Source organism: Lelliottia sp. RD5, from assembly GCF_056032945.1.
The window spans coordinates 9,424-25,840 of the sequence record NZ_JBVYHQ010000014.1 but is presented as its reverse complement, the minus strand read 5'-3'; the positions used below and the strand labels follow the sequence as shown (position 1 = coordinate 25,840).

The following is a 16,417-nucleotide window of genomic DNA, read 5'->3' as shown; positions in this document are numbered from 1 at the left end:
TCCCAGTTTTTAGCACAAGGCTTTTTTGGATCTTTTTTTCTGACTGCTGCTTTTCCACTCTTTTCGCTGAAATCCCACCCGATCTGCTTAAATATTGATGCACTTATCTCTTGCCCCAGCCGGATAATGCGATCAAAGTCTTCTATATAGTGTTAATCAGTCGAGGTAGATATGTCCGCCGTATTGCGTCCCTTCAAAGATCTGTTCCCTCAGAAAGGCGATCGCGTGATGATCGATAGTAGTAGCGTCGTCGTTGGCGATGTCAGGATGGCCGACGATGTAAGCATCTGGCCGTTAGTCGCCATCAGGGGCGATGTGAACCATGTCATGATTGGCTCACGCACCAATATTCAAGATGGCAGCGTTCTGCATGTCACTCACAAGTCGACCCATAACCCCGAGGGGTGCCCTCTGATCGTTGGTGAAGATGTCACTATTGGTCATAAAGTGATGCTGCACGGCTGCACCATCGGTAATCGCGTGTTGGTTGGTATGGGATCGATTCTATTAGATGGGGTAATAGTAGAAGACGATGTAATGATAGGAGCCGGAAGCCTGGTCCCACAAAACAAACGCCTGGAAAGCGGCTATCTCTATTTAGGCAGCCCAGTAAAACAAATCCGCCCCTTAAATGAAGCGGAAATCGCAGTCCTACAATACTCAGCGAATAATTACGTGAAATGGAAGGACGAATACCTGGCTCAGGAAAACCAAATCCAGCCCTGATCGTCTTCCTGCTGATCCCGAATCAAATCGCTGGCTTCTTCTTCCAGATCCCAGCGATTATCTTTGAACACTTCAAGCGGCGCAGCGCCACCAAAACGACGGAATAATACTTCGCTTTTGATCGCGCAGATCAATTGCACACCATTTACCAAAACTGGAAAACAGACGGCCTGTTTATCTTCATCCCAAATTTCTCTATCGGGAAAGTGGATCGCCTGATTCACGCCAGTAATTCCTGTTTTAGTTTTTCAATAACAGGTTCCACTGCAGGTAATACGCCATGCCAAAGTAGCACCGCATGCGCGGCCTGGCCCACCAGCATTCCCAGTCCATCCGACAAATGTTTTGCCCCATGCCCTTCGCACCAACTCAGGAAAGGCGTACTTCCTTTTTGATAGAACATGTCATAGAAGTAAACGTGTGGTTTCACCAGAGAGGCTGGAATGTCGGGTACATCACCGGCAATACCGCTGGATGTGGCATTAATAATAAGGTCGAACTCATGCCCTTCCAAATCCTTCATCGGCACGACATTGATACTCCCCGTGTGAGCAAACAGCGTTGCCAGATCTTTCGCACGGGAATATGTACGATTGGTAATCGTCACAGCACAATCTAACGATAGAAGCGGAAGCAAAACTCCACGAGATGCCCCGCCGGCTCCAATCAGCAAAATGCGCGACCCTGGTTTAATGAAAGAGAGTCTTTCCAGATCGCTTAATAAACCGATGCCGTCGGTGTTATCACCAAGCAGACGTCCATCATCCAACCGTTTAAGTGTGTTCACCGCGCCCGCAAGCGATGCACGTTCGGTCAACTCATCCGCTCGCTCAAAAGCTTCTTCTTTAAATGGCACGGTAATATTTGCGCCTCTCGCCCCCTCGCAGAAAAAAGCGTTGAGCGTAGCGAGGAAATCATCAACAGGCGCCAGGACACGATCATACGAATAGTTGATGTGCATTTGTTGAGCAAATTGCTGATGAATAAATGGCGATTTACTGTGCGCAATTGGGTTACCAAATACAGCGTACTTATCCATCATATTACCCCTGGCGAAAACGCTCGCCGGTCAACGCATCTCGGATTTCTGAAGGATTCAGTCGGCCACCGGTTTCACCAACGACCACTGGAAAATCGTCACCAAACTGGGTCAGCACTTCTTGCGATGTACGGCAAGGCGGCAATCCCGTGAGGTTGGCACTGGTTGAAACGAGCGGCTTCCCAAAAGTCTCGCACAGTTCAATAACCAACGGATGGTCTGTTACGCGAACAGCAAGCGAGTCAAAGCGCCCTGTCAACCAGCTCGGCGTGGTGGGTCGCGCCGGGAAAACAAAGGTGACCGGACCAGGCCAGGCGGCAAAAATGGTATTGCGCTGCTGCTCAGTCAACATTGAATCATCGATATAGGGTTTGAGCTGCTCAAAGTTTGCAGCAATCAAAATTAACCCTTTTTCGACCGGGCGCTGTTTGAGCTTCAGTAAACGAGTCACTGCCGTTTCACTATCAGGATCGCATCCAACCCCAAACACAGCTTCAGTGGGATAAGCGATGACTTCTTCATTTATTAGTACGTCCACCGCCTGTGCGATAGAGCCTAATGGATAATTATTATTCACAGGTTTAATCCGCCGAATCGGGCTTTCCACATTGTTTACTGGCGCAAAAGCGTTTGATGCCTTGTGCAGTTTTCTTCTCTATAAGGAGCGGATAATCGCAATGAGAGCATATACCCGCAACTGGCTTAAAATTGATAACGAACTGGCATTCAGGATAGCGATCGCAGGAATGAAAAGTTTTACCGAAACGGGAACGTCGTTGGACTAACTGCCCCTGTTGACACTGTGGACAGGCTATCGCTGTTTCATCTGGCTTATCGATCTGTTCAGTATGTTCACATTCAGGGTAATGGCTGCATCCGATAAACATGCCAAAACGCCCCTGACGCAGCGCGAGATTCGCACCACATACTGGGCACGTTTGCCCTTCCAGAATTTTTACGATATGCCCGTCCGCCTGATTTTTCAGGGGACGGACATAATCACATTCCGGATAGTGTGAACAACCGAGAAACGGACCGTGTTTCCCGGACCGAATGACAAGTTCAGCCCCACATTGTGGGCAGGGCTCTTGATTAGGCACCGTAAACAGTGCTGATTTGGCCATAACAACTCTTGGAGCAATGTAATGAATTAATGAAGCATACCTTCATTCACTTCAAAGAGTAATTCTTCCATTTGCTGATAGGCGTTTTCACAACCAGGGATGTTAAACAGAACCATCAGAATGACCCATTTCAGGTCTTCCAGTTCAAATTCTGCAGTATCCAGCGCCATAACACGCTCTATCACCATTTCTCGCGTGTCGAGGTTTAGCACCTGAATTTGCTCCAGGAATAAAACGAATCCCCGGCAGCTGGCATCCAGCCTTTCACACTCTTCAGCCGTGTAAATACGCACGGACAGAGGATCGGAAGCAAGCTGCATGGGTTCGACAAGCCCTTCCTGATAATCAGCCAGTTTTTCTAGCCACAACAATGCGTTATAAATATCTTCCCGTTCAAATCCCGCATCGGTAAGATCCCGCGTCAGTCGGTCCTGGTCCACGCGCATTTCTGCTTCGTTATGGATGTAAGTCTCAAACAAATACATCAGTACGTCGAACATGGCATGCCCTCCTTAATCGGACATAGCCGCCGGGTACAGCTGCGATCCATCCTGCTAACTCCAGTTCCAGTAGCTGTGCTACCGTGACTGGCACAGATTGGCCGGCACGTTCAGCGACAACGTCAACAGGTGTTACCTCATCTCCTACGTTAGCCAGGAGCTCAGGAAATGGCAATGCTACCTCCTCCTGATCTGATGAATAAAGTGCCTTTTCTGGTTCCTTGGGAAGCCAATTTAATCCAAATCGCAAATTTTCAAGAATTTCCTCGGCACTTGTGACAGGCGTTGCCCCCTGCTTAATCAGCCAATGAGGGCCTTCACATCCAGGGTTGCCTATCGGCCCCGGCAACGCAAAAACTTCACGCCCTTGCTCAAGCGCGCATTTGGCTGTCACTAGCGATCCGCTTCGCAATGCCGCCTCGATGACTAATACTCCGTGGCTCAAACCACTAATAATGCGATTACGGCGAGGAAAATTACCGGGCCACGGTGGGGTGGCGAGAGGAAACTCAGAAATAACCGCCCCTCCCGTTTCAATAATTTTGTCCGAAAGAGGAACATGCCGTTTAGGGTAAATACTGGACAGGCCACTACCCAGCACCGCGATAGTTTTGCCCTGCCCAGAAAGTGCAGCCCGATGAGCAACACCATCAATGCCACACGCCAACCCACTGGTAATTGTGACGCCATTTCGCGCCAGATATTCGCAGAATAGACTCCCCCACCTTTCGCCGTACCAGGAAGGAGAGCGGCTGCCGACGACGGCAAGTTGAAAGCGACTTAACACGTCGATACTGCCATTCACAAACAACGCGCCGGGATAGTCGGATAGGCTTCGCAGACGTGGCGGGTAGAGAGGGCTGTCAGCTGGAACCAGATAATGCCCCGGTCGTTCTAGCCAGTGAAAAGAACGTTCGAGTTCGGCTTCTTTTACACACAAAAAGTTTCGGGCCTGCTTGCTCGTTAGACCAACATTCTTCAACGTCATTTCGTCGATATTTTCGCGAGCGGCCAGATTTTGTGCAGCCCCCAGCATCGTGTCACCACATAAATCCCCGACGTGCATCAGACGTAACCATATCTCTGTGGAAGTCATCCTTTTCCCTGCCATAAGCAGCCTCAGCAATCTTTGCGATTGGTTAGGGATGCTGTCAATCAGCAGGGGATTTGTCTAGAATAGAGGTAATAATCTTTTCAACTCCTGAACACGACTCTGGAAATTTATGGCAGTTTTGCAAGTGTTACATATCCCGGACGAGCGCCTTCGCATCGTTGCTGAACCGGTAAAAGAAGTGAATGCAGAAATTCAGCGTATCGTTGATGATATGTTCGATACGATGTACGCAGAAGAAGGCATTGGTCTCGCGGCAACGCAGGTTGACATTCATAAACGCATCATCGTTATCGATGTATCTGAAAACCGCGAAGATCGCCTGGTATTGATTAATCCAGAACTGCTTGAGCAGAGCGGTGAAACCGGAATTGAGGAAGGCTGCCTGTCTATTCCAGAACAGCGCGCGCTGGTTCCTCGTGCCGAGAAGGTCAAAATCCGTGCGCTGGATCGTGACGGTAAGTCATTTGAACTGGAAGCCGACGATTTACTCGCAATCTGTATTCAGCATGAGATGGACCACTTAGTCGGTAAACTGTTTATCGATTATCTCTCTCCCCTGAAACAACAGCGTATTCGTCAGAAGGTCGAGAAACTGGATCGTATGCGCACACGCGCATAACGTGCCCCCTCGGATACAAGGAATAACGTGTCTAAAAAGCTACGCATAATTTTCGCGGGAACACCTGACTTCGCAGCGCGTCATCTCGATGCGCTGCTCTCTTCTGGCCACCAGATTGTTGGTGTGTTTACCCAGCCGGACCGCCCTGCTGGTCGTGGCAAAAAACTGATGCCTGGCCCGGTTAAAGTCCTCGCTGAAAAACATAACTTACCGGTATTTCAGCCAGTATCCTTACGTCCTCAAGAAAATCAGCAACTTGTCTCTGATCTTAATGCTGATGTCATGGTTGTCGTGGCATACGGATTGATTTTGCCAAAAGCCGTACTTGATATGCCACGTCTCGGCTGTATCAACGTGCACGGTTCTCTGCTTCCTCGCTGGCGCGGCGCGGCACCTATCCAGCGTTCACTGTGGGCGGGTGATAGCGAAACGGGTGTCACCATCATGCGGATGGATGTCGGGCTGGATACAGGTGACATGCTTTACAAACTGGCGTGTCCGATCACGCCAGAAGATACCAGCGCAACGTTGTATGACAAACTGGCGGATCTCGGCCCGCAAGGCTTAATCGAAACATTGCAGCAACTCGCCGACGGTAAAGCGCAGCCAGAAGTACAGGATGAAGCCTTCGTGACCTACGCTGAGAAGCTCAGTAAAGAAGAAGCTCAACTCGACTGGTCACTTTCTGCAGCACAGCTGGAACGTTGTATCCGCGCATTTAATCCCTGGCCAATGAGCTGGATGACCATTGACGAGCAGCCAGTGAAAATCTGGAAAGCTTCCGTTATCAGTGGAGAAGCTAAAGCGGAGCCAGGCACTATTATTGAAGCAACCCGAGAAGGTATTCAGGTTGCAACCGCAGACGGCATTCTCAATCTGGAATCGCTACAACCTGCGGGTAAAAAAGCCATGAGCGCGCAAGATTTGCTGAATTCACGTCGCGAGTGGTTTACCCCAGGCACGCGTCTCGCCTGATTATATTTAATCTAAGGCCCGGTTTTTCCGGGCATTTTTATTTTTGCGGTTATGAAAAAACAAAATCTTCGTAGCATGGCAGCAAGTGCCATCGAGAAAGTGGTCGAACAGGGTCAATCTCTGAGTAATATCCTGCCACCGCTTCAACAAAAAGTTTCAGATAAAGATAAAGCCCTGCTCCAGGAGCTGTGCTTTGGTGTCCTACGCACGCTCCCACAACAGGAATGGCTCATCAGCAAGCTGATGTCCAGGCCAATGACAGGCAAGCAGCGCACCATCCATTATTTAATAATGGTGGGTTTCTACCAGCTGCTTCATACCCGCATTCCGCCTCATGCGGCATTGGCCGAGACCGTTGAAGGAGCGGTTGTGATCAAGCGACCGCAATTGAAGGGTTTGATTAACGGTGTTTTACGTCAATTCCAGCGTCAACAGGAAGAGCTGCTGGCTGAGTTTGCAGATTCTGATAAGCGTTTTCTACATCCTGAGTGGCTACTGAAGCGCCTGCAGAAAGCTTACCCATCACAGTGGCAGGCAATAGTTGAGGCAAATAATCAACGTCCTCCTATGTGGCTTCGCGTAAATCGAAACCATCATACTCGCGATGAATGGCTGGCTTTGCTGGAAACAGCGGAGATGAACGGCTTCACGCATGATGCCTATCCTGATGCAATACGCCTTGCCTCTCCAGCTCCGGTGCAATCATTGCCAGGTTTCGAGCAAGGATGGGTGACAGTCCAGGACGCTTCAGCACAGGGCTGTATGACGTATCTCGAGCCGCAAAACGGCGATCGTATTCTTGATCTCTGTGCAGCACCTGGCGGTAAAACGACACATATTCTTGAAGCCGCCCCTAAAGCCAGCGTCATGGCTGTCGATATTGATGAACAACGACTTTCTCGCGTGTACGACAACTTAAAACGCCTGGGCATGAAAGCAGAAGTCAAACAGGGTGACGGACGGACGCCTGCTCAGTGGTGCGGGGATGAACAGTTTGATCGTATTTTGGTTGATGCTCCCTGCTCTGCGACCGGCGTTATTCGCCGACATCCAGACATCAAATGGCTACGCCGGGATCGTGATATTAACGAACTGGCGCAACTTCAAAGCGAAATCCTTGATGCCGTTTGGCTACACCTTAAGCCTGGCGGTACGTTGGTTTACGCAACCTGCTCAGTCCTTCCGGAAGAAAATAGCCAACAGATTGCTGCATTCCTGAAACGCACGCCTAATGCCACTCTGCGGGCTACCGGTACTCCCGATAAACCAGGCATACAAAACCTCCCTGGAGCAGAAGACGGTGACGGCTTCTTTTACGCTAAGCTAATCAAAGAGTGATATTTAAAACAGGTCGCAATCTATGAAGATTATCATTCTGGGTGCTGGGCAAGTCGGCGGAACGCTGGCCGAAAACCTCGTGGGTGAGAATAACGATATCACCATCGTTGACGTCAATGGAGATCGCCTTCGCGAGCTGCAGGATAAATTCGATCTGCGCGTTGTTCAGGGACATGGCTCCCATCCTCGTGTACTCCGTGAGGCAGGTGCGGATGACGCTGACATGCTGGTTGCGGTCACCAGTTCTGATGAAACGAACATGATTGCCTGTCAGGTCGCTTTTTCGCTGTTCAATACCCCGAATCGTATTGCGCGTATACGATCTCCAGATTACGTCCGTGATGCGGATAAACTGTTCAATTCAGAAGCCGTTCCCATCGATCATCTCATCGCTCCGGAACAGCTGGTTATCGACAGTATTTATCGATTAATAGAATACCCGGGGGCGCTGCAGGTTGTGAACTTCGCTGAAGGCAAAGTTAGCCTGGCGGTAGTTAAAGCCTATTATGGCGGGCCTCTGATTGGTAACGCATTGTCTACTATGCGTGAACACATGCCGCATATTGATACTCGCGTGGTAGCAATATTTCGTCATGACAGACCGATTCGTCCGCAGGGTTCAACCATCGTCGAAGCGGGTGATGAGGTGTTCTTTATTGCAGCATCTCAGCATATTCGCGCCGTAATGAGTGAACTCCAACGTCTGGAAAAACCTTACAAGCGTATCATGCTGGTTGGCGGCGGTAATATTGGCGCAGGTCTTGCCCACCGACTGGAGAAAGATTACAGCGTAAAATTGATCGAGCGCGATCAACAACGTGCCGCTGAATTAGCAGAGAAACTGCAAAACACGATCGTTTTTTATGGCGATGCTTCGGATCAAGAATTGCTGGCGGAAGAACATATCGATCAAGTTGATCTCTTTATTGCCGTTACCAATGATGATGAAGCGAACATTATGTCTGCGATGCTGGCTAAACGTATGGGCGCTAAAAAAGTGATGGTGCTCATTCAGCGTCGTGCTTACGTCGATCTTGTGCAAGGCAGTGTTATTGATATCGCAATCTCTCCACAGCAGGCAACCATTTCGGCTTTGTTAAGCCATGTGCGTAAAGCTGATATTGTGGGCGTTTCCTCTCTTCGCCGTGGTGTAGCAGAAGCGATAGAAGCGGTCGCACATGGGGATGAAACTACGTCTCGCGTTGTGGGTCGTGCCATCGATGAAATCAAGTTGCCGCCAGGCACAATTATTGGCGCCGTCGTTCGGGGTAATGACGTCATGATTGCTAATGATAATCTTCGTATCGAACAGGGCGACCATGTCATTATGTTCCTGACAGACAAAAAATTTATTAGCGACGTTGAACGTTTATTCCAGCCCAGTCCTTTCTTCCTTTAGCGATAAGCGGTGCTTTTCAAGAGCACCTCTTTCATTAACCATTTATTTTATAATGATTAACTTTCGTAGCGATTATTTATCCTCAATGGAAATTGGCTAATCATTTGTTAGACTTAACTTTATCTGTTGGCTTAAGGAGAAAGAAAATGAGTATTGTTAAAGAGTTTCGCGAATTTGCGATGCGTGGGAATGTAGTAGACCTTGCTGTGGGTGTGATTATTGGTGCAGCATTCGGCAAGATTGTTTCATCTTTGGTTGCCGACATCATTATGCCGCCGTTAGGTCTTTTAATTGGTGGGATTGATTTCAAACAGTTCGCCGTCACTTTGAGGGATGCGCAAGGCGATATTCCTGCAGTAGTGATGCACTACGGCGTGTTTATTCAAAACGTTTTTGATTTTGTCATTGTTGCGTTTGCAATCTTTATGGCCATTAAGCTTATTAACAGATTGAATCGCAAGAAAGAAGAACCGGCAGCGGTGCCTCCGGCCCCTTCCAAGGAAGAGGTCTTGTTGACTCAAATTCGCGATCTGTTAAAAGAACAGAACAACCGTATTTAATCGGCCGCGTAAAGTCAGAAGGCCAGCGGTAAAAAAGAGATTCTCTTTCTTACCGCTGGCCTCCCAGTTACCTTTCTTAGCATGCTTCCCTTTGCGCAAGAAACTCCCTTTCCCTTTTTTGTTCTTTTCGACTCGTTGTCTAAATAAAGGATCATGAAGTAATGCCTCTATGGCGTTATCTCTGATTTGCCCTTTCTTATGTTGATAATGGCTCATGAAATCTCCAGATGGTGGATAAAAACGGCGTGAGTGTAGATCCTCAGTGTTAAGAAATCAACAACCATGGTGTATACCGCTAGCACCTTGCTCCAGCGTTTCGAGAATGGAGCAATAAACGCTACTGTGCGCGCTACCACAACATGCGTCGTTCAGGCGCTGCAATGAACGCTGCATAATCTGCAACTCCTCAATACGTAACTCGACTTCATTCAACCTGGCCTGCACGATGCTTTTTGATTCCTGACAAGTGTGGTGTGCAGGATCGATGCGGATCGAAAGTAACTCACGAATAGAATCCAGTGTAAAACCAAGCTGTCTTCCATAACGGATAAACTTGAGTCGCTGAAGATCTGTTTCGGTATAAAGACGGAACCCACCTTCAGTACGAACTTTGTGTTCCATCATCTGCTGTTTTTCGTAATATCGAATAGTGTCTGGCGTAACGTCAGCCAATTTTGCGAGTTCACCGATGCGGTACATAGTTTGCCCTCATTAATTTTTCAACAGCCCTAATCGTCATCATACAAGAAAGCGCAGCAATATGGGGTCTAATGGTGCTTATCTCAGTCAGCGCCAAAAGCCTCAAAATCATCATATCTAAGTGGATTTGTTAAGTTTGAGCCAGATAACTGTACAGGTCACAGAATCCTGCGAGACAATTATTGCGAATTAACTTGCCAGAATAAACAAGCGATACCACTTAACCAATTGAAAATGAAAGAAGAATATTACGGCGACTAGAGAGAGAGGCGGGGATCTTCAAGATATAAAAAAACCCGCCGAAGCGGGTCTTTTTACGTTACTACAGATTACTCTGCAGTAGCTTCTGCTTTAGATTCAGAACGATCAACCAGCTCGATGTAAGCCATCGGAGCGTTGTCGCCTGCACGGAAGCCACACTTCAGAATACGAGTGTAACCACCGGCACGGCTCGCGAAACGCGGGCCCAGTTCGTTAAACAGTTTTGCCACGATCTCGTTATCACGAGTGCGGGCGAATGCCAGACGACGATTTGCAACGCTGTCAGTCTTGGCAAGAGTAATCAGTGGCTCAACTACACGACGCAGCTCTTTCGCTTTAGGCAGGGTCGTCTTGATGATCTCATGACGAACCAGTGAACCTGCCATGTTGCGGAACATAGCCTGGCGATGGCTGCTGTTACGGTTCAGTTGACGACCACTCTTACGATGGCGCATGACCTTATCCTTCTCAGTAAAACCTTAACCTGTGATCCGGTTACTCGTCAGCAATGCTTGCTGGTGGCCAGTTTTCCAGGCGCATGCCCAGAGACAAACCACGGGAAGCTAGCACGTCTTTAATCTCAGTAAGAGATTTTTTACCCAGGTTCGGCGTTTTCAGCAACTCAACCTCGGTACGCTGTACCAGATCACCGATATAGTGGATAGCTTCTGCCTTGAGGCAGTTAGCAGAGCGGACAGTCAATTCCAGATCGTCAACAGGGCGCAGCAGGATCGGATCGAACTCTGGTTTCTCTTCTTTAACTTCTGGCTGACGAACATCACGTAGGTCAACAAAAGCTTCAAGTTGTTCTGCCAGAATGGTTGCCGCACGACGAATCGCCTCTTCAGGATCGATTGTGCCGTTGGTTTCCATTTCGATGACCAGCTTGTCCAGGTCGGTACGCTGTTCGACACGTGCTGCTTCAACATTGTAGGCGATACGCTCTACAGGGCTGTAACATGCGTCGACGAGCAGACGGCCGATTGGGCGCTCATCTTCTTCCGAATGAATTCGGGCAGAAGCCGGCACATAACCACGACCGCGCTGAACTTTGATACGCATGCTAATCGCTGCGTTCTCATCGGTCAGGTGGCAGATCACATGCTGCGGCTTGACGATTTCGACATCACCGTCGTGGGTGATATCGGCTGCAGTCACAGGGCCAATGCCAGATTTATTCAGAGTAAGGATAACTTCATCTTTCCCCTGAACTCTCACCGCCAGCCCTTTCAGGTTGAGCAGGATTTCAAGGATATCTTCCTGAACGCCTTCTTTGGTGCTGTACTCATGGAGCACACCATCAATCTCAACTTCGGTTACCGCACAACCCGGCATCGACGAGAGCAGAATACGGCGCAGTGCGTTACCCAGAGTATGGCCAAAGCCACGCTCTAAAGGCTCAAGGGTCACCTTGGCGTGCGTCGAACTCACTTGCTCGATATCTACCAGGCGCGGTTTTAGAAACTCTGTCACAGAACCCTGCATTGTGTCCTCTCTTTGGTACTAAGCTTTACTTGGAGTAAAGCTCAACGATCAGGTGTTCGTTAATGTCCGCAGACAGATCAGAACGTTCCGGCTGACGCTTGAACGTACCTTCCATCTTGCTAGCATCAACTTCCAGCCAGGTTGGCTTTTCACGCTGCTCAGCCAGCTCGAGAGCTGCTTTCACGCGAGATTGCTTTTTCGCTTTCTCACGAATGCAAACAACGTCATTCGCTTTAACCTGATAAGAAGCGATGTTAACAACACGACCGTTTACCATGATTGCTTTATGGCTAACCAGCTGACGAGATTCAGCACGAGTAGCACCGAAGCCCATACGGTAAACAACGTTGTCCAGACGACTTTCCAGCAGAGCCAACAGGTTTTCACCGGTATTGCCTTTAAGACGCGCTGCTTCTTTATAGTAGTTACGGAACTGACGCTCCAGCACACCGTAGGTACGGCGAACTTTCTGCTTCTCACGTAACTGTACACCATAGTCAGACAGACGCGGTTTACGCGCACCGTGCTGGCCAGGAGCTTGTTCAATTTTACACTTGGTATCGATCGCGCGAACGCCAGACTTAAGGAATAAGTCGGTGCCCTCACGACGGCTCAGCTTGAGCTTAGGACCCAAATATCTTGCCATTTTCTATCTCCAACAATCCTAGAAAACGTAAGCGTTATACGCGACGTTTTTTCGGCGGACGACAACCGTTATGAGGGATCGGAGTCACATCAGTAATATTAGTGATGCGGAAACCAGCGGCGTTCAGAGCACGAACAGTTGATTCGCGACCCGGACCCGGACCTTTGACCATAACTTCCAGATTCTTGATACCGTATTCTTTTACGGCTTCTGCACAACGCTCTGCTGCAACCTGGGCTGCGAACGGAGTCGATTTGCGAGAACCACGGAAACCGGAACCACCGGCTGTTGCCCAACCCAATGCGTTACCCTGACGATCAGTAATAGTAACGATGGTGTTGTTAAAAGAAGCATGGATATGAGCCACGCCGTCAGAGACTTGTTTTCTTACACGCTTACGTGCACGAACTGGTGCCTTTGCCATTATTCAATCACCCCGATTATTTCTTGATCGGTTTGCGCGGACCCTTACGGGTACGTGCGTTGGTCTTGGTGCGCTGGCCGCGAACCGGGAGACCACGACGATGACGCAAACCGCGATAGCAACCAAGGTCCATAAGGCGCTTGATGCTCATGCTAACTTCACGGCGCAGATCACCTTCAACGACAAATTTGGCAACTTCGTCACGCAGCGTGTCGATTTGTTCTTCAGACAGCTCACTGATCTTAACATCTTCAGCGATACCCGCTGCAGCCAAAATGGCTTTGGAACGGGTCTTGCCGACGCCATAGATCGAAGTTAATGCGATCACAGCATGTTTTTGATCAGGAATGTTAATGCCTGCTATACGGGCCACTATGCACTCCTACTATTTAATATGTACGTACCATGCTGAAAAGCCCGTTTTCAGGATACTCAAATGGATACGTACAGACATACAAAAGATTGGCTGGCTAATCTAGCCAGCTCAACCCAACTTTGCAAGAAAAATATGCGAAATAATCAGCCTTGACGCTGTTTATGTTTCGGCTCGGCACTGCAAATCACGCGAATAACACCTTCACGCTTAACGATTTTGCAGTTACGGCATAATTTCTTGACGGAAGCACGAACTTTCATTTTTACTCTCCGTAACTTCTCGGGCGACCAATTAACGGCCGTAGCCTTTCAGGTTCGCCTTCTTCAAGGCAGACTCATACTGACTTGACATCATAAGAGTTTGCACTTGAGCCATAAAGTCCATAATCACGACGACAACGATAAGCAGTGAAGTCCCACCGAAATAGAACGGTACTTTCATCGCATCACGCATGAACTCCGGGATCAGGCAGATAAATGTAATGTAAAGTGCACCAACCAAGGTCAGGCGCGTCATTACTTTATCAATATACTTCGCCGTTTGCTCTCCCGGACGAATTCCTGGTACAAATGCACCGGACTTCTTCAGGTTATCTGCTGTCTCACGCGGATTGAAAACCAACGCCGTGTAAAAGAAACAGAAGAATATGATTGCAGACGCATAGAGTAACACATAAAGCGGTTGCCCAGGCTGCAAATACAGCGAAATTGTTGTCAGCCAGTTCCAACCGGTTCCGCCCCCAAACCATGACGCTATGGTCGCCGGGAACAGAATAATACTGGAAGCAAAGATTGCCGGGATTACACCCGCCATATTTACTTTCAGCGGTAAATGTGTGCTCTGTGCAGCATAGACACGACGTCCTTGTTGACGTTTAGCATAGTTCACCACAATGCGGCGTTGACCACGTTCAACGAAGACAACAAAGAAGGTCACTGCGAATACTAATACTGCAACCAACAGCAACAGGAGGAAGTGCAGTTCGCCTTGACGCGCTTGCTCGATAGTATGGGCAATGGCTGGCGGGAGTCCCGCAACGATACCAGCGAAGATAATGATCGAGATACCGTTGCCGATACCTCGTTCAGTAATCTGTTCGCCGAGCCACATCAAGAACATTGTTCCTGTGACCAGACTTACAACAGCGGTGAAATAGAATGCAAAGCCAGGATTAATTACCAGGCCTTGCATACCAGGCATATTCGGTAAACCGGTAGCAATACCGATTGACTGGAATATTGCCAGCACCAGAGTGCCGTAACGGGTGTACTGGCTGATCTTACGACGACCAGACTCCCCTTCTTTCTTCAGCTCTGCGAGGGCCGGATGAACGACCGTTAACAGCTGTATGATAATCGATGCCGAAATATACGGCATGATACCCAGTGCAAAGATAGAAGCACGGCTGAGAGCACCACCAGAGAACATGTTAAACATTTCAATGATGGTGCCTCGCTGTTGCTCAAGCAGTTTGGCAAGTACAGCGGCATCGATACCAGGGATCGGAATAAAAGAGCCAATACGGAAAACGATTAGCGCACCAACAACAAACAAAAGTCTGCGTTTCAGTTCGCCAAATCCACCCTTGGCACTTTGAAAATCTAATCCCGGTTGCTTAGCCATCTGCTACTTATTCCTCAATTGTACCGCCAGCAGCTTCGATAGCAGCACGAGCGCCTTTAGAAACACGCAGACCACGCACAGTTACCGGAGTAGAAACTTCACCAGCCAGGATCACTTTCGCGAACTCGATCTGGATACCGATAATGTTTGCAGCTTTCAGCGTGTTCAGGTCTACAACGCCGCCTTCAACTTTCGCCAGGTCAGACAGACGAATTTCGGCTGTGATCGCTGATTTGCGAGAAGTGAAACCGAATTTCGGCAGACGACGGTACAGTGGCATCTGGCCACCCTCGAAACCGCGACGTACGCCACCGCCAGAACGAGAGTTCTGACCTTTGTGACCACGACCACCGGTTTTACCGAGGCCAGAACCGATACCACGACCAAGGCGTTTACCCGCCTTTTTAGAGCCTTCGGCTGGAGACAGAGTATTTAAACGCATCTCTTACTCCTCAACTTTAACCATGAAGTAAACCGCGTTGACCATACCACGAACAGCGGGAGTATCCTCACGCTCAACGGTATGACCAATACGACGCAGACCCAGGCCAAGCAGCGTTGCCTTGTGTTTCGGCAGACGACCGATTGCACTGCGGGTTTGAGTGATTTTAATAGTCTTTGCCATGGTCAATTACCCCAGAATTTCTTCAACGGATTTACCACGCTTGGCAGCGACCATTTCTGGAGAATTCATATTTTCCAGGCCATCAATAGTTGCACGAACCACGTTAATCGGGTTGGTGGAACCATATGCTTTGGCCAGAACGTTATGAACTCCAGCGACTTCCAGGACGGCGCGCATTGCACCACCGGCAATAATACCGGTACCTTCAGAAGCCGGCTGCATGAAGACACGAGAACCCGTGTGAACACCTTTTACAGGGTGTTGCAGGGTGCCGTGGTTCAGCGCGACGTTAATCATATTGCGACGGGCTTTTTCCATCGCTTTCTGGATCGCTGCTGGAACTTCACGCGCTTTACCGTAACCAAAACCAACGCGACCATTACCATCACCAACAACAGTCAGAGCTGTGAAGGAGAAAATACGACCACCTTTAACGGTTTTAGATACGCGGTTAACCGCGATCAGCTTTTCCTGCAGTTCGCCAGCCTGTTTTTCGATGTGAGCCATCTTACACCTCTACCTTAGAACTGAAGGCCAGCTTCACGGGCAGCATCTGCCAGTGCCTGGACACGACCATGATATTGGAACCCGGAACGGTCAAAGGACACAACTTTGATGCCTTTTTCCAGAGCGCGTTCAGCAACAGCTTTACCAACAGCTGCGGCAGCGTCTTTGTTACCGGTGTACTTCAATTGTTCTGTAATAGCTTTTTCTACAGTAGAAGCAGCTACCAGAACTTCAGAACCGTTCGGTGCAATTACCTGTGCGTAAATATGACGCGGGGTACGATGTACCACCAGGCGAGTTGCACCCAGCTCTTTGAGCTTGCGGCGTGCGCGGGTCGCACGACGGATACGAGCAGATTTCTTATCCATAGTGTTACC

The 16,417-nt window shown here is 49.1% G+C and carries 25 protein-coding genes; 6 read left to right on the top strand and 19 right to left on the bottom strand.

All coding sequences use genetic code 11. The features are described from left to right. Nucleotides 1-171 precede the first annotated feature (171 nt). Nucleotides 172-726 (top strand): gamma carbonic anhydrase family protein, encoded by a 555-nt coding sequence (locus AC0LWE_RS22230; protein WP_219347319.1) that lies wholly within the window; start codon nucleotides 172-174, stop codon nucleotides 724-726. Here the strand turns inward: AC0LWE_RS22230 and AC0LWE_RS22225 are convergent. Genes AC0LWE_RS22225 through dprA form a run of 6 tightly spaced genes read right to left on the bottom strand, consistent with a single transcriptional unit; the run spans nucleotide 702 to nucleotide 4,485 of the window. Next, the gene (locus AC0LWE_RS22225) at nucleotides 702-950 is read right to left on the bottom strand and encodes a DUF1488 family protein (RefSeq protein WP_219347318.1); all 249 of its coding nucleotides are present in this window, start codon (nucleotides 948-950) and stop codon (nucleotides 702-704) included. The genes AC0LWE_RS22230 and AC0LWE_RS22225 overlap by 25 nt on opposite strands. Further along, the gene (gene aroE, locus AC0LWE_RS22220) at nucleotides 947-1,765 is read right to left on the bottom strand and encodes a shikimate dehydrogenase (protein WP_219347675.1); all 819 of its coding nucleotides are present in this window, start codon (nucleotides 1,763-1,765) and stop codon (nucleotides 947-949) included. The genes AC0LWE_RS22225 and aroE overlap by 4 nt, the downstream gene beginning before the upstream one ends. Nucleotides 1,766-1,769: 4 nt before the next feature. Beyond that, a complete protein-coding gene (gene tsaC, locus AC0LWE_RS22215; RefSeq protein WP_219347317.1) occupies nucleotides 1,770-2,342 on the bottom strand; it encodes an L-threonylcarbamoyladenylate synthase type 1 TsaC in 573 nt (190 codons plus the stop codon). 4 nt (nucleotides 2,343-2,346) lie between these two features. After that, nucleotides 2,347-2,889, bottom strand: a complete 543-nt coding sequence (locus AC0LWE_RS22210) for a DNA topoisomerase family protein (RefSeq protein ID WP_131486918.1) — start codon at nucleotides 2,887-2,889, stop codon at nucleotides 2,347-2,349. Nucleotides 2,890-2,915: 26 nt separating this feature from the next. After that, nucleotides 2,916-3,389 (bottom strand): DUF494 family protein Smg, encoded by a 474-nt coding sequence (gene smg, locus AC0LWE_RS22205; RefSeq protein ID WP_131486919.1) that lies wholly within the window; start codon nucleotides 3,387-3,389, stop codon nucleotides 2,916-2,918. Next, entirely contained in the window at nucleotides 3,361-4,485 is a 1,125-nt protein-coding gene (gene dprA, locus AC0LWE_RS22200; RefSeq protein ID WP_131486920.1) for a DNA-protecting protein DprA, read from the bottom strand. The genes smg and dprA overlap by 29 nt, the downstream gene beginning before the upstream one ends. 127 nt (nucleotides 4,486-4,612) lie before the next feature. On the opposite strand from dprA, the gene def reads away from it, so the two are divergent. The 5 genes from def (at nucleotide 4,613) to mscL (ending at nucleotide 9,394) form a co-directional block, all read left to right on the top strand. Further along, nucleotides 4,613-5,122 carry a peptide deformylase gene (gene def / locus AC0LWE_RS22195; RefSeq protein WP_131486921.1) on the top strand — a complete coding sequence of 170 codons (510 nt, stop codon included), beginning with the start codon at nucleotides 4,613-4,615 and terminating at the stop codon, nucleotides 5,120-5,122. Nucleotides 5,123-5,149: 27 nt separating this feature from the next. Beyond that, entirely contained in the window at nucleotides 5,150-6,097 is a 948-nt protein-coding gene (gene fmt, locus AC0LWE_RS22190) for a methionyl-tRNA formyltransferase (protein WP_202668818.1), read from the top strand. A 51-nt stretch (nucleotides 6,098-6,148) separates the two neighbouring features. After that, nucleotides 6,149-7,435, top strand: a complete 1,287-nt coding sequence (gene rsmB / locus AC0LWE_RS22185; protein ID WP_202668817.1) for a 16S rRNA (cytosine(967)-C(5))-methyltransferase RsmB — start codon at nucleotides 6,149-6,151, stop codon at nucleotides 7,433-7,435. Nucleotides 7,436-7,457: 22 nt separating this feature from the next. Beyond that, nucleotides 7,458-8,834: a Trk system potassium transporter TrkA gene (trkA, locus tag AC0LWE_RS22180; protein WP_059180783.1), complete on the top strand. Its 1,377-nt coding sequence runs from the start codon at nucleotides 7,458-7,460 to the stop codon at nucleotides 8,832-8,834. Nucleotides 8,835-8,980: 146 nt separating this feature from the next. Beyond that, nucleotides 8,981-9,394: a large-conductance mechanosensitive channel protein MscL gene (gene mscL, locus AC0LWE_RS22175; RefSeq protein WP_015960700.1), complete on the top strand. Its 414-nt coding sequence runs from the start codon at nucleotides 8,981-8,983 to the stop codon at nucleotides 9,392-9,394. Here the strand turns inward: mscL and AC0LWE_RS22170 are convergent. The 13 genes from AC0LWE_RS22170 to rplR all read right to left on the bottom strand — a co-directional run bounded on the left by AC0LWE_RS22170 (nucleotide 9,368) and on the right by rplR (nucleotide 16,408). After that, nucleotides 9,368-9,610, bottom strand: a complete 243-nt coding sequence (locus AC0LWE_RS22170) for an alternative ribosome-rescue factor A (protein WP_131486924.1) — start codon at nucleotides 9,608-9,610, stop codon at nucleotides 9,368-9,370. The two genes, mscL and AC0LWE_RS22170, sit on opposite strands and share 27 nt — an antisense overlap. A 57-nt stretch (nucleotides 9,611-9,667) precedes the next feature. Further along, complete coding sequence (zntR, locus tag AC0LWE_RS22165; RefSeq protein ID WP_059180781.1) at nucleotides 9,668-10,093, bottom strand: Zn(2+)-responsive transcriptional regulator; 426 nt, start codon at nucleotides 10,091-10,093, stop codon at nucleotides 9,668-9,670. A 329-nt stretch (nucleotides 10,094-10,422) separates the two neighbouring features. Then, the gene (gene rplQ, locus AC0LWE_RS22160; RefSeq protein ID WP_015960703.1) at nucleotides 10,423-10,809 is read right to left on the bottom strand and encodes a 50S ribosomal protein L17; all 387 of its coding nucleotides are present in this window, start codon (nucleotides 10,807-10,809) and stop codon (nucleotides 10,423-10,425) included. A gap of 40 nt (nucleotides 10,810-10,849) precedes the next feature. Next, entirely contained in the window at nucleotides 10,850-11,839 is a 990-nt protein-coding gene (locus AC0LWE_RS22155) for a DNA-directed RNA polymerase subunit alpha (protein WP_002919219.1), read from the bottom strand. Between the two features lie 25 nt (nucleotides 11,840-11,864). Further along, nucleotides 11,865-12,485 carry a 30S ribosomal protein S4 gene (gene rpsD, locus AC0LWE_RS22150; protein WP_202668816.1) on the bottom strand — a complete coding sequence of 207 codons (621 nt, stop codon included), beginning with the start codon at nucleotides 12,483-12,485 and terminating at the stop codon, nucleotides 11,865-11,867. A 34-nt stretch (nucleotides 12,486-12,519) separates the two neighbouring features. After that, entirely contained in the window at nucleotides 12,520-12,909 is a 390-nt protein-coding gene (rpsK, locus tag AC0LWE_RS22145; RefSeq protein ID WP_003863312.1) for a 30S ribosomal protein S11, read from the bottom strand. A gap of 16 nt (nucleotides 12,910-12,925) precedes the next feature. Continuing rightward, complete coding sequence (gene rpsM, locus AC0LWE_RS22140; protein ID WP_003031135.1) at nucleotides 12,926-13,282, bottom strand: 30S ribosomal protein S13; 357 nt, start codon at nucleotides 13,280-13,282, stop codon at nucleotides 12,926-12,928. 146 nt (nucleotides 13,283-13,428) lie between these two features. Next, entirely contained in the window at nucleotides 13,429-13,545 is a 117-nt protein-coding gene (gene rpmJ / locus AC0LWE_RS22135; protein ID WP_015960705.1) for a 50S ribosomal protein L36, read from the bottom strand. Between the two features lie 31 nt (nucleotides 13,546-13,576). Then, entirely contained in the window at nucleotides 13,577-14,908 is a 1,332-nt protein-coding gene (gene secY / locus AC0LWE_RS22130) for a preprotein translocase subunit SecY (protein WP_015960706.1), read from the bottom strand. A gap of 7 nt (nucleotides 14,909-14,915) precedes the next feature. Continuing rightward, nucleotides 14,916-15,350, bottom strand: coding sequence for a 50S ribosomal protein L15 (rplO, locus tag AC0LWE_RS22125; RefSeq protein WP_015960707.1), 435 nt, complete (start codon nucleotides 15,348-15,350; stop codon nucleotides 14,916-14,918). 3 nt (nucleotides 15,351-15,353) lie between these two features. Then, nucleotides 15,354-15,533, bottom strand: coding sequence for a 50S ribosomal protein L30 (gene rpmD, locus AC0LWE_RS22120; protein WP_003863301.1), 180 nt, complete (start codon nucleotides 15,531-15,533; stop codon nucleotides 15,354-15,356). Nucleotides 15,534-15,539: 6 nt separating this feature from the next. Further along, a complete protein-coding gene (rpsE, locus tag AC0LWE_RS22115; RefSeq protein ID WP_002438697.1) occupies nucleotides 15,540-16,040 on the bottom strand; it encodes a 30S ribosomal protein S5 in 501 nt (166 codons plus the stop codon). Between the two features lie 14 nt (nucleotides 16,041-16,054). Then, a complete protein-coding gene (rplR, locus tag AC0LWE_RS22110; protein ID WP_015960708.1) occupies nucleotides 16,055-16,408 on the bottom strand; it encodes a 50S ribosomal protein L18 in 354 nt (117 codons plus the stop codon). Between the last annotated feature and the right edge of the window lie 9 nt (nucleotides 16,409-16,417).

What these genes read in the sequence shown, in the direction of transcription:
- AC0LWE_RS22230 (WP_219347319.1), top strand. Translation starts at nt 172, where the DNA reads ATGTCCGCCGTATTGCGTCCCTTCAAAGATCTGTTCCCTCAGAAAGGC.
- aroE (WP_219347675.1), bottom strand. Translation starts at nt 1,765, where the DNA reads ATGGATAAGTACGCTGTATTTGGTAACCCAATTGCGCACAGTAAATCG.
- AC0LWE_RS22210 (WP_131486918.1), bottom strand. Translation starts at nt 2,889, where the DNA reads ATGGCCAAATCAGCACTGTTTACGGTGCCTAATCAAGAGCCCTGCCCA.
- smg (WP_131486919.1), bottom strand. Translation starts at nt 3,389, where the DNA reads ATGTTCGACGTACTGATGTATTTGTTTGAGACTTACATCCATAACGAA.
- dprA (WP_131486920.1), bottom strand. Translation starts at nt 4,485, where the DNA reads ATGACTTCCACAGAGATATGGTTACGTCTGATGCACGTCGGGGATTTA.
- def (WP_131486921.1), top strand. Translation starts at nt 4,613, where the DNA reads ATGGCAGTTTTGCAAGTGTTACATATCCCGGACGAGCGCCTTCGCATC.
- rsmB (WP_202668817.1), top strand. Translation starts at nt 6,149, where the DNA reads ATGAAAAAACAAAATCTTCGTAGCATGGCAGCAAGTGCCATCGAGAAA.
- trkA (WP_059180783.1), top strand. Translation starts at nt 7,458, where the DNA reads ATGAAGATTATCATTCTGGGTGCTGGGCAAGTCGGCGGAACGCTGGCC.
- mscL (WP_015960700.1), top strand. Translation starts at nt 8,981, where the DNA reads ATGAGTATTGTTAAAGAGTTTCGCGAATTTGCGATGCGTGGGAATGTA.
- AC0LWE_RS22170 (WP_131486924.1), bottom strand. Translation starts at nt 9,610, where the DNA reads ATGAGCCATTATCAACATAAGAAAGGGCAAATCAGAGATAACGCCATA.
- zntR (WP_059180781.1), bottom strand. Translation starts at nt 10,093, where the DNA reads ATGTACCGCATCGGTGAACTCGCAAAATTGGCTGACGTTACGCCAGAC.
- rplQ (WP_015960703.1), bottom strand. Translation starts at nt 10,809, where the DNA reads ATGCGCCATCGTAAGAGTGGTCGTCAACTGAACCGTAACAGCAGCCAT.
- AC0LWE_RS22155 (WP_002919219.1), bottom strand. Translation starts at nt 11,839, where the DNA reads ATGCAGGGTTCTGTGACAGAGTTTCTAAAACCGCGCCTGGTAGATATC.
- rpsD (WP_202668816.1), bottom strand. Translation starts at nt 12,485, where the DNA reads ATGGCAAGATATTTGGGTCCTAAGCTCAAGCTGAGCCGTCGTGAGGGC.
- rpsK (WP_003863312.1), bottom strand. Translation starts at nt 12,909, where the DNA reads ATGGCAAAGGCACCAGTTCGTGCACGTAAGCGTGTAAGAAAACAAGTC.
- rpmJ (WP_015960705.1), bottom strand. Translation starts at nt 13,545, where the DNA reads ATGAAAGTTCGTGCTTCCGTCAAGAAATTATGCCGTAACTGCAAAATC.
- secY (WP_015960706.1), bottom strand. Translation starts at nt 14,908, where the DNA reads ATGGCTAAGCAACCGGGATTAGATTTTCAAAGTGCCAAGGGTGGATTT.
- rplO (WP_015960707.1), bottom strand. Translation starts at nt 15,350, where the DNA reads ATGCGTTTAAATACTCTGTCTCCAGCCGAAGGCTCTAAAAAGGCGGGT.
- rpmD (WP_003863301.1), bottom strand. Translation starts at nt 15,533, where the DNA reads ATGGCAAAGACTATTAAAATCACTCAAACCCGCAGTGCAATCGGTCGT.
- rpsE (WP_002438697.1), bottom strand. Translation starts at nt 16,040, where the DNA reads ATGGCTCACATCGAAAAACAGGCTGGCGAACTGCAGGAAAAGCTGATC.
- rplR (WP_015960708.1), bottom strand. Translation starts at nt 16,408, where the DNA reads ATGGATAAGAAATCTGCTCGTATCCGTCGTGCGACCCGCGCACGCCGC.